The sequence below is a fragment of the Bacteroides muris (ex Afrizal et al. 2022) genome, assembly GCF_004793475.1.
GTDB lineage: Bacteria > Bacteroidota > Bacteroidia > Bacteroidales > Bacteroidaceae > Bacteroides > Bacteroides muris.
This window is the reverse complement of record NZ_SRYZ01000024.1, coordinates 22,119-36,352: the sequence shown is the minus strand read 5'-3', so window position 1 is coordinate 36,352 and position 14,234 is coordinate 22,119. Positions and strand designations below refer to the sequence as shown.

Here is a 14,234-nt window from a genome sequence, read left to right as displayed (position 1 = left end):
ATTAATTATAGAGATTTAAAAACATGGAATTAGCAAGTAAGTACAATCCCGCTGACGTGGAGGGAAAGTGGTACCAGTATTGGTTGGACCACAAATTATTCAGTTCGAAACCCGATGGTCGTGAGCCTTACACCGTCGTCATTCCGCCTCCAAACGTCACCGGTGTGTTGCACATGGGACACATGCTTAATAATACCATACAAGATATTCTGGTACGCCGTGCCCGCATGGAAGGCAAGAATGCCTGCTGGGTGCCGGGAACCGACCATGCTTCCATTGCTACCGAGGCCAAGGTGGTGAACAAGCTTGCCGCACAAGGCATCAAGAAGACGGACCTTACCCGCGACGAGTTCTTGAAGCACGCCTGGGAATGGACCGATGAACACGGCGGCATCATCTTGAAGCAGCTCCGCAAGCTGGGCGCTTCCTGCGATTGGGACCGTACGGCTTTCACTATGGACGAGAAACGCAGTGAAAGCGTGCTCAAGGTCTTTGTCGACTTGTATAACAAAGGTCTGATTTACCGCGGTGTCCGTATGGTGAACTGGGACCCGAAAGCACTGACCGCCCTTAGTGATGAGGAAGTAATCTATAAGGAAGAGCACAGCAAGCTGTACTATCTGAAGTATATGGTAGAAGGTGACCCCGAAGGACGTTATGCAGTGGTTGCCACCACCCGTCCTGAAACCATCATGGGAGATACAGCCATGTGCATCAATCCGAATGACCCCAAGAACACTTGGTTGAAGGGCAAGAAGGTGATTGTTCCGTTGGTAGGACGCGTTATCCCGGTCATCGAGGACGATTATGTAGACATCGAATTCGGTACAGGTTGCCTGAAGGTAACCCCTGCCCACGATGTGAACGACTATATGCTGGGTGAGAAGTACAACCTGCCGAGCATCGACATCTTCAATGATAACGGAACGCTTAGTGAAGCTGCCGGCTTGTATATCGGTATGGACCGTTTCGATGTGCGCGAGCAGATTGAGAAGGACCTGGCTGCTGCCGGTCTGTTGGAGAAAGTGGAAGCCTATACCAACAAGGTAGGTTTCTCCGAACGTACCAACGTGCCCATCGAACCGAAACTTTCCATGCAGTGGTTCCTGAAGATGCAGCACTTTGCCGACATGGCTTTGCCGCCGGTGATGAATGATGAGTTGAAGTTCTATCCTGCCAAATATAAGAATACGTACAAGAACTGGTTGGAAAATATCAAGGACTGGTGTATCAGCCGCCAGTTGTGGTGGGGGCATCGCATTCCTGCTTATTTTTTGCCGGAAGGTGGTTATGTAGTGGCTGCCACTCCCGAAGAAGCCTTGGCGTTGGCAAAAGAGAAAACGGGTAATGCCGGTCTTAAACAGGAAGACCTTCGTCAGGACGAAGACTGTCTGGATACTTGGTTCTCTTCCTGGCTGTGGCCTATTTCTTTGTTTGACGGTATCAATAATCCGGGCAATGAGGAAATCAGCTACTATTATCCTACCAGCGACTTGGTGACCGGTCCGGACATTATCTTCTTCTGGGTAGCCCGTATGATTATGGCAGGTTATGAATATGAAGGCAAGATGCCGTTCAAGAACGTTTATTTCACGGGTATTGTCCGTGACAAGCTAGGACGTAAGATGTCCAAGTCGTTGGGTAATTCTCCCGACCCACTGGATTTGATTGAGAAATACGGTGCCGATGCTGTACGGATGGGGATGATGCTTTCTGCTCCTGCAGGGAACGATATTTTCTTTGACAATGCCTTGTGTGAGCAAGGGCGTAACTTTAATAATAAAATATGGAATGCCTTTCGCTTAATTAAAGGTTGGGAGGTTGATGTAAATATGAGTCAGCCTAAGGTGTCAAAAGTTGCATCAACTTTTTTTGAGAATGCTTTAAGTAAATCAATAAAATCAATTAATAAATCATTTGAGAAATACAGATTATCTGAAGCTTTACGAGAAATATACAGATTGTTTTGGGATGATTTTTCTGGTAAATACTTGGAATTAGTAAAACCAGAGTATGGTAAACCGATTGATTATTCTACTTATAGTCAAGTACTCTCATTCTTTAAAAGTCTTTTAAAACTGCTACATCCTTTTATTCCTTTTATAACAGAAGAATTGTGGCATAATATGGAAGGCAATAATTGTAGCATTATGTTGCAACAAGTGCCGGTGCGAGTGAAAAAGACTCCTAATACATCTAGATATGATAAAACATTTGAGTGGGTTAGTGCAATCAGAAAGCAAATGTCGTTGCATAATATGTCTAACCGGGATTCGGTGAAATTAGTAGAAATTGTTACTAAGAATAAAACGTGCAATATTGTTAAGGTAATTCTGGAGAAGTTAATTAATATAGATAATATTAAGAATGTAAACTCTAATGATAATAAGGATTTGATTTTAGCAGTAAGTGGTTCAACTGCTTGTTATATAGATTTAGGTGTAATGATTGATGTTGCAGCGGAATTGGCGAAATTGGAAGAAGATTTGAAATATCAAGAAGGATTTCTTGAGAGTGTGCAGAAAAAATTGAGTAATGTGAATTTTGTTAATAAAGCTCCAGCGAATGTTGTAGAAATAGAGCGTAAGAAGCTAGAAGATGCACAGAGTAAAATTGCGTCTTTAAAGTTTACAATAGATTCTTTAAACAAAACAAAAAGTTCGGAAGCTTATAGAAGTTAAATGCAATATTATTTAAGTGCACCCATAATTAGATAAGTGAATGATTGCTCTGTTGTCAAGATGTTATGTATGATAATCAGAGCAATCATCTTTTTGTATAATATTAGTAGAAGTAAAATGGCATTGAACCTTAATTATCAAGACTTTTTTCGTAGCTCATTTTTGGTTGAATATAGAAAATTGGGATTATCAACAAATGATTTTCTTTCTTTTGCGAATTCATTAATAGGTGTGGAAAATTTTATTAGAAATCATCCTATACCTATTCTCGAGTATTATTGGGTATGTAATGGGGGAATGAATAAGTTGGTTGAGTCTATTGCAAATCGATTAGGGATTTGTTTAAAGAAGATAAAAGTGGTTAGTAGTGAAAAAGATGTTGATTATGCTGATAAAAATGTTTATTATATTTTTCCTGAATATCTTGATTCTATGTTTAATAGTGTAGATTGTTATGGTGGAATTAATGCAGTAAAAAGTGATATAGCAAAAGCTCGTTTTTTAGCGGATTTGAAATCCAATGATATTATTCTGAATGAAGGACTGTGGGAAAATTGTGAATTGGTTCAATCTTGTTCACGTCGGATTTCTTCTGATGAATTTGAATATTACTCTATATTTAAAACAGGTTGGGCTTATTTGTCGGAAAATCGAAATATAGAATTGGATTTATTGTTGATTTCATACTTAAAAAATAAAATTATAGCTTTGGAAAAAGAACAATATGATGAATATGCTGGTTTTAGATTTGGGAGGAACCCTTCTGCTAAAAAAAGTGCAAATGGATTAATGACATTTAGAACCCATCCTATAAGTAAAAATATAGTTTCTATTATATTGAATGATCCTATTCAGTGGGAAGGTATATTTTATGATCAAAGCTTTTGTAATAATAGTATATTGCAATATGTGAAGAATTTGGTTCCAGAGTTGAAAGAACATTTTTTTGATTTGTAAATTAGGAAATTGGAGGCCGAACTGAAGCATAAGGAAGGATTCTTGCAGGGTGTGCTGAAGAAACTGGGTAACGAGAAGTTTGTGAATAATGCTCCTGCCGCCGTTCTTGAGATGGAACGCAAGAAGCAGGCAGATGCTGAAAGTATCATCAAATCTCTCAAGGAAAGTATTGCAGCATTGAAAAAGGCATAACTGTCCATCACACATAAAAACGAGGATGTAAATTAAACTGTGTCAGCAAAGAAAAGAAATAAAATATTAACTTTGCTAACACAGTTTTTTGTATGAAAGAAGAATTTGATTTTGAGAGTATCAAGAACAAGGCTATTGAACAGCTGAAAGCAGGTAAGCCTTTGTTAGGTAAAGACGGTGCTTTTGCCCCTTTATTGGAAAGCATTCTGAATGCAGCTCTGGAGGGTGAGATGGATACACATCTTACAGAAGAAGAACGTCAGATGGGTAACCGCCGTAACGGGAAAATGCAAAAGCAGGTCCAGGCTCCATTGGGTGAGGTAACCGTATCCACTCCCCGTGACCGTAATTCAAGTTTTGATCCACAATTTATCAAGAAGCGTGAGACCATTCTGGCAGAAGGCGTTGCTGACCGTATAATTGGCCTGTATGCTCTTGGCAACAGCACACGTGAGATTAGTGACTGGATGGAAGAGAATCTTGGTAATCGTGTATCGGCAGATACAATCAGTTCCATTACAGACCGTGTACTTCCGGAAATAAAGGCATGGAAATCACGTATGCTTGATTCTGTCTATCCTATAGTCTGGATGGATGCCATCCATTATAAAATAACGGATGAACGTGGTTGTGCTGTTACACGTGCAATCTATAATGTGCTGGGTATTGACAGAGAAGGACATAAGGAGCTACTCGGAATGTATATATCAAGAAATGAGGGAGCAAACTTCTGGCTCAGTGTTCTGACAGACCTTCAGAACCGTGGAGTTGAAGATATTCTTATAACCTGTATAGACGGCTTGATAGGTTTTCCTGAAGCAATCCAAAGCGTTTATCCCAATACAGCCGTACAGCTTTGTGTTGTACATCAGATTCGTAATTCCATCAAACATGTAGGCTCCAAAAATCAAAAGGAATTCCTGAAGGATTTGAAATGCGTTTATCAGGCTGTAAATAAAGAATCGGCAGAAAATGAACTTCTTAAGCTGGAAGAAAAATGGGGCGAACAGTATCCTATCGTTATCAGGTCCTGGCAGGACAATTGGGATAAGCTGTCCGAATATTTCCAGTACACTCCGGCTATTCGTAAGCTCATATATACAACAAATACTGTTGAAGGGTATCACCGTCAGATCCGTAAGGTAACAAAAAACAAAGGCGTGTTCCCGTCGGATACAGCCCTTGAGAAACTGGTTTATCTTGCATACCGTAATATACGGAAGAAGTGGACTATGCCACTTGCCAATTGGGCTACAATCTCACAGCAACTGGCCATAAAGTTTGGAGAACGATTTAAATTATTGTAATTTTACGCTCGTCGGGACGGGTGGTCCCGCCCCTTGGTGCTGGCCGTTCCCCGACCGATGAGTTTTCTAATAGGAAATAATGCGTGACACAGTTTATTTTACACTACCCATAAAACAGAGAAAAGCTCCGGAACCTTCAACTCCGGAGCTTTTTTTAGCGGTATAATGAACTGTTTATTTGAACAGTTCTGCTACACACCACATCAGCCTTGCGGTGGTGTGAGTCCAAATTTCCTTGTAGGTACAATTGTTCTGCATCGGGAAGTAAGGCTCATCGTCATTTTCGAATGTTTCGATTCCTACGGGCACGGCTCCCACAACATTTCCGGCGTATGCCCCGTAAAGCGGCGGATAGTCATATCCGTCTCCATAAACGGTACTCATGGCAAACGGGTTGTAGCCTAATATGTATTCTACCTGGCGGGTTGCAATATCCCTTAACGCTTTGTCGTTGAATAGGCGTGCAAGAATAAAGGCAGCTTTGGCTTTGCCCATGACAACAGCGTGGAATCCCCTGAACTGATAGGCGACGGGGAAACGGCGCAGATAGAAATCCTTCGAGAGAGGGATGCCGTTGCGCACTTGTGCATTGTATTCTTCCAGGCTGGGAAGCCCTACCTGCTCTCCTTCGTGGTACAGATTCTTATAATCGGTATTATCCACCTCGTATACGGCGCTTGGCAGTATGCCGTACGGCTCAATCAGTTGTGAAATCCCGCGTAGATAGTCTGCATAGGCTTCACAGGATGCCTTCCACAACGGGACGTCCGGATGGGTAGGGGCATCTGTCAGTAGCATCGAGAGTCCTTCGGCCATCAAGTGCTCTTGGCTTTGGTGATAATAGGCCAGAATACGTTTTTTCCGGGAAGATTCATAGAAGAAACCTCGTAGGGGGATTTTCCAGTCGGTACGCTTTTCCAACTGTTGGCCCGCCATGACGGTACGTGCCAGCCGGGTTGCCCAGTCCAGATAGTAAACATCTTGTGTAAGGCGGTACAAACGCATGGCTGTGACGGTGGCAAGGGCATAAAGTTCGGTTTCGTTCTGTTCCGTCCTTTGCGTATCCAGCAGGTCGATGGCGAATTGGAAGTCCTCAATGGCACTGTTCCGGCACCACCGTGCAAACACTGGGTCTTTCTTTTCAAAATGAGGGGCGGCGAGTGCGCAACTGGAAGCGGCTTTCAGATTGTCCGTAGGCGTATTTCGTGCTTCTGTCTGCATGTCGTCTTTGTCACCACGGATATTCTTTGTCCAAATGCCGATAATCAGTCCGCCCAGTCGGTAGCCGTCACCGAAGCGGGTACGCAGAATCCAGTTCACTCCCCAGCGTGCCTCTTCCAGCAGGCGTTCGTAGAAGATACTGTCTTTGCCTTGTACGGCACCGGCCATTTCGAGGAGGGCGATGCACGATTCGGCTGTATTTCCCGTTCCTTGAGTCAGGTCGGCTGCATCGTGCCATCCTCCGGCAATGCTCATGCTCTGTCCGTCGGGATGATAGGCGAATACATCCTGATGGCATTCCTGATGAATGCCGGGCTGGTCGAAACCGCAACGTTCGGAAAAGAAGAAGTTCAGCGTGTGCCAGGCGGTAGCCAGGTAGGCATCATTTCCGATGAGGAAAGGCTTTGATTGTACGTCGCCGATGGAGAGGAAGTATTGTCCGGGCGTATTGAAACTGCTGAAGTCCAGTACAAGAAATCCTTTGTCCTGCTTCTTGTCCTGCTTCAGAGGACTGGCCGTACTTTGATAAACGATTTGTCCCGTGGCGGCATCGTGCAGGCTGAAAGTCCTTTCCGGCATGTGCTGCACCAAAGCCTGCTTGCGTGCTCCCGGCTTGTATCCGCTGTGGCAGTAGGCCATTGCATCTTTTCGCAGGTCGAATCCCCGGCTGTTTTCCGCTTCTACCTTTTCGATGCGCATGTCGTCTATGTATAGGCTCATGTGTTCGCTGGCTCCTGCAGGAGCACCTGCCAGCATGATGTTTACCGAAAAGCCGGTGACACAATCACGGTATAGGTCCGGTATTTCCCATATGATGTGCTGCCATTTGTTGGGATAGACAGTCTCGAAGTGTTGTCCTTCAAAGCGTCCGGGAGTCGGCATGATTTTCTCTCCTTCATTGTATAGGGTGAAACCGGCAAAGGTCAGATAAACGCCCGGTGCATCCACGTATACCCAAACGGAAAAGCGGTTGTATTGCCCGCAAGTCTTCCCGGTCGAGGGGACGGATAATCTCCGGGGTGGCGTAATTCCGGTTTGTTGGATTCTTCTTGCCTAGGGAGGCAGGAGTGTCCAGGCGGACACTTCCTTTGCCTGAGACAGTGACTTTACGGTCTACATGTATGGTTCCGGGTCCAGTGTGGCGCAAAGAGGCGAAATCTTCGGCAAGAGGGAGTACCCTGCTTTTCAATACCTCTTTCTTTTCCCACCGCGTCAGTCCGGCGTGTGCGGGATTAGCTTTCATTATGCGGTGCACATGATTGCTTTGCTGTAATTGTTTCTCCAGTTCCGTATCGGGTTTCCACGGAGCTTGCACCATCACTTGTGTGCAGAATGCAAGCATTGCTATCTTTATTAACGTGAGTTCGAAATAAAATTAGAAAATAGACAGTTGTCTGTCATTGACAAAATTTACGTCAATGGCGGGCTTCTTTTCAAAACAACAGTATGCTGCTATAGCCGACAAAGAATTGGCTATAAAGTTACTGAATGAACGGTGTCTGGAATGTTCGATCTGCGCAATGTTCTTCAGTTCGTCATTGATTGTTTCGATCAAGGCTCTTTTTCTGAGCTGAATCTTGTCGGCAATACTCATCAGTGAATTCTTCATATTATTTTTAACTTTAGTGACAAGCTGTATATCATTAAGGAAAAGGTTCCCAAACAGAGCCTGACCAATATATCCTTTGTCTGCGCATAGCCTTCCTTTGATGTTCTCCAGAAACTTACCCTGCTTCAACGGTTCCCGGTCATCCACGTTTTCAGGCGTGAACATAAAATTGAGAATCTCACCCTTGTCATTGATTATCAGATGCAGCTTGAATCCGAAGAACCATCCCATTGAACATTTCCCACGTTCGGCAAGTCCCTCAAATGTCTTATGAATAAGGATTCTTTGGTTACGACAAACACGTAAAGGAGTGGAGTCAACAATACTGATGCCGGTACAGGTTCCCAACAGTACTTTTTTGATGAAGATGGTCATGGGAAGCAATACTTCCTTCTCCAGTTCCACAAAACGGTTAGGAAACCTGATGCGGAAAAAGGTGTTTCAGATGTTTGCAGACATATATTTTTCCTGTTGCAATGTAAATTCCTTGCAAAAATCATCGGCCATACAATAAATCTCTATAACTTTAGACTCTGGAAACATAGCGGTAATCGTTTAAATGTTATATTCAGCACTATAAATTTAACATTTTATCGCTATATTTCTAATTGTCAGTAAAATATATTTATTCTTATTCCGAACTCATGTTATCTTATGTAGTAGGAGTAAAGTTCCTGGGCTACTCCTTTTATGTAATGTGAGGGAGAGTGTCTCCTGACTGTAAAACGTCTTTGTATTGAACTGACGAATAGTTAAGGCGAGGTATACGCATGTGTATTTGGAAATCATGAAAAAATTGTCAGGACCAGAGTTGCAAACCTAAAGAAATGTGGTGTTCTTGGTTGGCAGGCATATCAATGGGGAAACACTCGTCTTAGTGATTTGCGTGTGGCAAAAAGCCGACTTGTAACCTCCGTAATGTCTAATGATAGGTTGTGTAGGGCTGGATATCTGTTCCTAATGGACTGCTATCTCAAATGGTGTCCAAAATAGAAACTGCCGTATGCCGAATGGCACGTACGGTGGTGTGAGACGTCGGAAAACGAAAGTAGGAAGAAAACAATTTTGTTTTCCTCCTACTCGATTATTATAAGAAGCTATCTTTTTCTTGTAGGCTGATTGTTCGGAATATTATTTTTCCAGCAGTTCTTTCAGAAAAGAATCCAGTTCTTCATCCAATCCTTTCAGCAATTCCTCATTAACCAATAAGGTATCATCGTCCATCAGCAGCAGCTCAGCGATTGTTTCTCTATCGTCATCCACCAGTACAAAAGAGAATGGTTTCAGAATCGTCAGCTTGTCAAATTTTCCTTCATTTTTCATGTTACTGAGCAATGAGGACAGGATACGCTCTACATTTTCATAGAAACCATTTCCCTCGTAGGCCATCCATTCTTCAATGGAAGTATTGGCAAGTTCCTTATCCTCGTCGTCAAAGATAGACAGTGCGCCCGAATTCAGATTTGGTTGCAGATGAATGTCTGTAACGACAGTCTGTTTGCAACCGCAATTGTACTTGTCGATTGCTTTTTTAAGAGTCTCTTCCAGAAGTGCTAATGACGATTGACTGAGTTTCATAATAACTTTCTTTTCTTAATTGTTGTTCAAAGGTATAAAAAAAACGGTTATCTCTGCATCATTTGACTAAAAATCATCATCAAATCGGTTCATTTGCATGTTCAAGCGTGCCATTCCCTCTTTTCGATTCTTCAATTCGTCTACATACATGCTGATGAAAATATAATAGGAAATGGCTCCATCATGTATTTCACTTGTATTTTGGGGGACTGTTTTGCTTTTTTCGCGGGCAAGGGTTTGCGCTTTCAATGCCCATTCCAAAGCGGTATCTATGCTGTCTTGCATTTCGTAGCCCAAAGCCGCGTTATAGGCGGCATACATTTTCTGCTTCCCTTTTTTTGTTTCGTAGGTCTGCTGCCAGAGTTCTACGGCTTTACCCCAGTTTTCTTCTTTGGCATATATGGCTGCATCACGCATATTGACAGAACCACCACTGAAAAGATAGCGGTTAGCGGTTTTCCAATAGGGTAGCAGATGTTTGACCGGAACGGTTCCTGCAAATTCAGACGCTTGTTTTACCATATCTTCTTCGCTAATGAGACGAGAACGTGCTGACATTTCACTGTTTCCTGTCTCTTCCCAGAAAATGCTGTCATTACTGTTGACAGTTACCATAGGACCTTTGCGGTTAGGCAGATATATTCTGACGGTAGGATATACCTTTACGTCTACCGTACCAAGAAATACACCCCAGCCGGGCATATAGCTTGTTTTGCGACTGGAACGTATTTGTATGTTCTCCAGGGCTATCAGAAAATCCACGTCCAAATTCTGTGTAAGTTCCAGTACCTCATTCCTTGATAATGTGCTTTCGCGAGGATTAATGTCTTTGCTCCGTAAGGCAGAGTCGCATATCACTACTTCCTTGAAATAATTTTCATTAGCAAGGGATTCTGCAAGGGCTTCGGTGGTTATGACGGCATCTCCATTGTAGTAGTTGGTGAGACGTGCCAGCTCGTTCTTGCTTTTTTTCTGTTCTTCCTCACTGACGATGAGTTTGTTGTCCGGTATATCCGGCATGTTGTTGACAACGGCCACACGTTTTAGGGTTGCCGGGAAACTAACTTCTGCCGGAAGCATGTAATCAATGGATAGTTGTTCTACACTCTGGCAGCCGCCTAACAACAGCCCCCCCATTAATAACAGGCAATAGTGATATTTGGTCATGGTCTTTGGTTTTATTCTTTGGAGCAAAAGTACTCTTTTAGCTGAATATTCAAAAGTTGGAATGAATAAAAAATGTGATAATGTGGTGGGAGAAAAAGTGATAGGGTGATAAAAGATACCTGCCGGTATCATCTTATCACCCTATCGTCTTATCATTTTATAGCTTTATTGCTTTGGCTTACGCATTCCTTCCGTGGCAATTTTTGTATTTCTTACCGCTTCCGCAAGGACAAGGGTCATTGCGCCCTACGGTCTTTTCGGCACGGATAGGTTCGCGTCTTGGTTGTTCGCGCGTATCTTGTGCCGCAGCGGCCTGCTGGTTCGGGTCGTTCAAATCAACCTTCTGTTCGCGATACTTGCTCATATCCTGACGTTGTTCCGGAGCAGCCTGGCGCACCTCTACCTGGCGGGGAGCCTGGGGAGCCTCAGGGGCTTCAGCCGGAGCCTCCTGTACCGGGATTTGTCCACGCATCAAGATAGAAATAGTCTGATTATTAATCTTATTCACCATGGCATCAAACAAGTTCACAGATTCCAGCTTGTAAATCAGCAGCGGGTCTTTCTGTTCGTAACTTGCATTCTGCACGGAGTGTTTCAGCTCGTCCAGTTCACGCAGGTTTTCTTTCCATGCTTCGTCGATGACGTGCAGCAAGATGGATTTCTCGAATGACTTCACCACCTCCTTACATTCTGTCTCATAAGCTTTCTTCAGATTGCAGGAGATGTTGTACATACGTTTTCCGTCTGTGATAGGGATAAGTATGTTTTCGTACATGTATCCCTGCGTTTCGTATACTTGCTTGATGACCGGATAGGCTATCTGTGCCATACGTTCTGTCTTGCGTTTGAAGAGTTCCATGGCAGCGTCAAAAGTTCTGTCTGCCAGTTTTTCTTTCTTCTCATTACGGAATTCCTCTTCGGTGAAAGGTACTTCCATGGCAAGCGTCTGGAGTACATCCATCTTGCAGTTTTCGTAGTCGGGCGCTTCGACGGCGTTGGCACAACGGTCCCAAATCATGTTCACGATATCCATACCGATACGTTCGCCCATCAAAGCGTGGCGGCGTTTGGTGTACACTACTGTACGTTGTTTATTCATCACGTCGTCATATTCCAACAGGCGTTTACGGATGCCGAAGTTGTTTTCTTCCACTTTCTTTTGCGCACGCTCAATGGATTTGGAAATCATGCCGTGTTCAATCATTTCCCCTTCCTTGAATCCCAGTTTGTCCATCACACTGGCAATGCGGTCGCTGGAGAACAAACGCATTAGGTCATCTTCCAAGGATATGAAGAATACGGAAGAGCCCGGGTCACCTTGGCGTCCGGCACGGCCGCGCAACTGACGGTCTACACGGCGTGATTCGTGGCGTTCGGTACCGATGATGGCAAGACCGCCTGCAGCCTTCACTTCCGGACTCAGCTTGATATCGGTACCACGACCGGCCATATTGGTAGCAATAGTTACGGCACATTTCAGACCCGCGGTAGCCACAATGTCCGCTTCTTTCTGATGCAGCTTGGCATTCAAGACACTGTGCTCAATTTTACGCATGGTAAGCATCTTGCTCAGCATTTCGGATATTTCAACGGAAGTGGTACCCACCAGTACGGGGCGTCCTGCTTCTACCATTTTCTCTATTTCTTCGATGACAGCTTTGTATTTTTCGCGTTTTGTCTTGTAAACGCGGTCGTTCATGTCGTTACGGGCAATGGGGCGGTTGGTCGGGATAACCACTACGTCCAGTTTGTAGATGTCCCACAACTCGCCGGCTTCTGTTTCTGCCGTACCGGTCATACCGGACAGCTTGTGGTACATACGGAAGTAGTTCTGCAACGTAATGGTAGCAAAAGTCTGCGTGGCAGCTTCTACCTTCACGCCTTCCTTGGCTTCGATGGCTTGGTGCAGGCCGTCGGAGTAGCGGCGTCCTTCCATGATACGTCCCGTCTGCTCATCCACAATCTTCACCTGACCGTCGATTACCACATATTCGTCATCTTTCTCGAACATGGTGTATGCCTTCAGCAGCTGGTTGATGGTGTGTACACGCTCGCTCTTAATGGCATAGTTGGTCATCAGGGCATCTTTCTTTGCAAGGCGTTGTTCGTCTGTAAGGTCTGTTTCGTTTTCCAACGCAGAGAGTTGGGCAGTGATGTCAGGAAGTACGAAGAAGGTGGGGTCTTCTACATTGCCGCTGATCAAGTCCACACCCTTGTCCGTCAAATCCACGCTGTTCATTTTCTCTTCGATAACGAAGTACAGCGGGTCGGTCACCTCGTGCATGCGTTTGTTGTTCTGCTCCATGTAGATTTCCTCGGTCTTCAGCATACCGGCTTTGATGCCCTGTTCGCTGAGAAACTTGATGAGTGCCTTGTTTTTGGGCAGGCACTTGTGGCTGCGATACAAGGCGAGGAAGCCTTCTTCCTGGTCTTTCTTGTCGTTCGATGCAATCAGGCGCTTGGCATCGGCCAGGTATTGGGTAGCCAGTCTTTTCTGGGCTTCTACCAGGCGTTCTACTTGCGGGCGGAGCTGTTCGAAGAGTTGGTCGTCGCCTTTGGGCACCGGTCCGGAGATAATCAGCGGAGTACGGGCATCATCAATCAATACTGAGTCCACCTCATCGACAATGGCATAATTATGCTGGCGCTGTACTAGGTCTTTGGGGCTGATGGCCATGTTATCACGCAGGTAGTCGAAACCGAATTCATTGTTTGTACCGAACGTGATGTCTGCCAGATAAGCTTTGCGGCGGGCATCGGAGTTGGGCTGGTGCTTGTCTATGCAATCTACACTCAAACCGTGGAACATGTAAAGGGGACCCATCCATTCGGAGTCACGTTTTGCCAGATAGTCGTTCACTGTTACCACATGCACACCGTTACCGGTCAGGGCATTGAGGAACACCGGCAGGGTAGCTACCAATGTCTTACCTTCACCGGTTGCCATTTCGGCAATCTTGCCTTTATGCAGAACCACACCACCGAACAACTGTACATCATAATGTACCATGTTCCATATGGTATCGTTACCACCTGCTATCCAATGGTTCCGGTAGATGGCTTTATCGTCTTCGATGCGTACAAAGTCTTTGGTGGCAGCCAGTTGGCGGTCGAAGTCGTTGGCTGTAACCACTACTTCTTCGTTTTCAGAGAAGCGTTTGGCCGTTTCTTTTACGATGGAGAAAGCTGTAGGTAATACTTCGTCCAGCGCTTTTTCATAAATCTCCAATATTTCTTTTTCGATTTTGTCGATCTGGTTGAAGAGGTCTTCGCGTTTTTCCAGTTCGGTATCTTCAACGCTGGCTTTCAGTTCTTCTACTTTGGCGCGTTGTTCGGTTGCCGAATCGTGGATGTAGGCTTTCAGTTCTTCTGTCTTGGCGCGTAAGGCGTCGTTGTCGAGTTTGGCTACTTCCGGGTAAGCGGCTTTGATTTTCTCCACCCACGGTTGTATTTCCTTCATGTCGCGTGTGGATTTGTTGCCGAAAATCGAGCTTAAAAATTCATTAAATCCCATTATATATT

General features: G+C 44.5%; 8 protein-coding genes and 2 pseudogenes. 4 read left to right on the top strand and 6 right to left on the bottom strand.

Annotation, left to right across the window (positions count from 1 at the left end; genetic code table 11):
* Positions 1-23: 23 nt before the first annotated feature.
* The 4 genes and pseudogenes from E5355_RS11365 to E5355_RS11350 all read left to right on the top strand — a co-directional run bounded on the left by E5355_RS11365 (position 24) and on the right by E5355_RS11350 (position 5,137).
* Complete coding sequence (locus E5355_RS11365) at positions 24-2,681, top strand: valine--tRNA ligase (protein ID WP_136010479.1); 2,658 nt, start codon at positions 24-26, stop codon at positions 2,679-2,681.
* A gap of 117 nt (positions 2,682-2,798) precedes the next feature.
* Positions 2,799-3,638 carry a hypothetical protein gene (locus E5355_RS11360; protein WP_136010478.1) on the top strand — a complete coding sequence of 280 codons (840 nt, stop codon included), beginning with the start codon at positions 2,799-2,801 and terminating at the stop codon, positions 3,636-3,638.
* A pseudogene (locus E5355_RS11355) lies at positions 3,639-3,830 on the top strand (hypothetical protein); the annotation flags it as partial.
* A 92-nt stretch (positions 3,831-3,922) separates the two neighbouring features.
* Positions 3,923-5,137 carry an IS256 family transposase gene (locus E5355_RS11350; protein ID WP_136010477.1) on the top strand — a complete coding sequence of 405 codons (1,215 nt, stop codon included), beginning with the start codon at positions 3,923-3,925 and terminating at the stop codon, positions 5,135-5,137.
* Between the two features lie 174 nt (positions 5,138-5,311).
* Here the strand turns inward: E5355_RS11350 and E5355_RS11345 are convergent, their stop codons facing one another.
* The 6 genes and pseudogenes from E5355_RS11345 to secA all read right to left on the bottom strand — a co-directional run bounded on the left by E5355_RS11345 (position 5,312) and on the right by secA (position 14,226).
* Positions 5,312-7,306 (bottom strand): glycoside hydrolase family 9 protein, encoded by a 1,995-nt coding sequence (locus E5355_RS11345; RefSeq protein ID WP_246866937.1) that lies wholly within the window; start codon positions 7,304-7,306, stop codon positions 5,312-5,314.
* Positions 7,254-7,700, bottom strand: a complete 447-nt coding sequence (locus E5355_RS19905; protein WP_246866936.1) for a hypothetical protein — start codon at positions 7,698-7,700, stop codon at positions 7,254-7,256. The genes E5355_RS11345 and E5355_RS19905 overlap by 53 nt, the downstream gene beginning before the upstream one ends.
* A 33-nt stretch (positions 7,701-7,733) precedes the next feature.
* Positions 7,734-8,510, bottom strand: a pseudogene (locus E5355_RS11340) (IS982 family transposase).
* Between the two features lie 588 nt (positions 8,511-9,098).
* Entirely contained in the window at positions 9,099-9,545 is a 447-nt protein-coding gene (locus E5355_RS11335) for a hypothetical protein (RefSeq protein ID WP_136010476.1), read from the bottom strand.
* Between the two features lie 66 nt (positions 9,546-9,611).
* Positions 9,612-10,712, bottom strand: a complete 1,101-nt coding sequence (locus E5355_RS11330) for a DUF6340 family protein (protein ID WP_136010475.1) — start codon at positions 10,710-10,712, stop codon at positions 9,612-9,614.
* Positions 10,713-10,890: 178 nt separating this feature from the next.
* On the bottom strand, positions 10,891-14,226 hold the full coding sequence (gene secA / locus E5355_RS11325) for a preprotein translocase subunit SecA (RefSeq protein WP_136010474.1): 3,336 nt from the start codon (positions 14,224-14,226) through the stop codon (positions 10,891-10,893).
* Positions 14,227-14,234: the final 8 nt, after the last annotated feature.

What these genes read in the sequence shown, in the direction of transcription:
- E5355_RS11365 (WP_136010479.1), top strand. Translation starts at nt 24, where the DNA reads ATGGAATTAGCAAGTAAGTACAATCCCGCTGACGTGGAGGGAAAGTGG.
- E5355_RS11360 (WP_136010478.1), top strand. Translation starts at nt 2,799, where the DNA reads ATGGCATTGAACCTTAATTATCAAGACTTTTTTCGTAGCTCATTTTTG.
- E5355_RS11350 (WP_136010477.1), top strand. Translation starts at nt 3,923, where the DNA reads ATGAAAGAAGAATTTGATTTTGAGAGTATCAAGAACAAGGCTATTGAA.
- E5355_RS19905 (WP_246866936.1), bottom strand. Translation starts at nt 7,700, where the DNA reads ATGCTTGCATTCTGCACACAAGTGATGGTGCAAGCTCCGTGGAAACCC.
- E5355_RS11335 (WP_136010476.1), bottom strand. Translation starts at nt 9,545, where the DNA reads ATGAAACTCAGTCAATCGTCATTAGCACTTCTGGAAGAGACTCTTAAA.
- E5355_RS11330 (WP_136010475.1), bottom strand. Translation starts at nt 10,712, where the DNA reads ATGACCAAATATCACTATTGCCTGTTATTAATGGGGGGGCTGTTGTTA.
- secA (WP_136010474.1), bottom strand. Translation starts at nt 14,226, where the DNA reads ATGGGATTTAATGAATTTTTAAGCTCGATTTTCGGCAACAAATCCACA.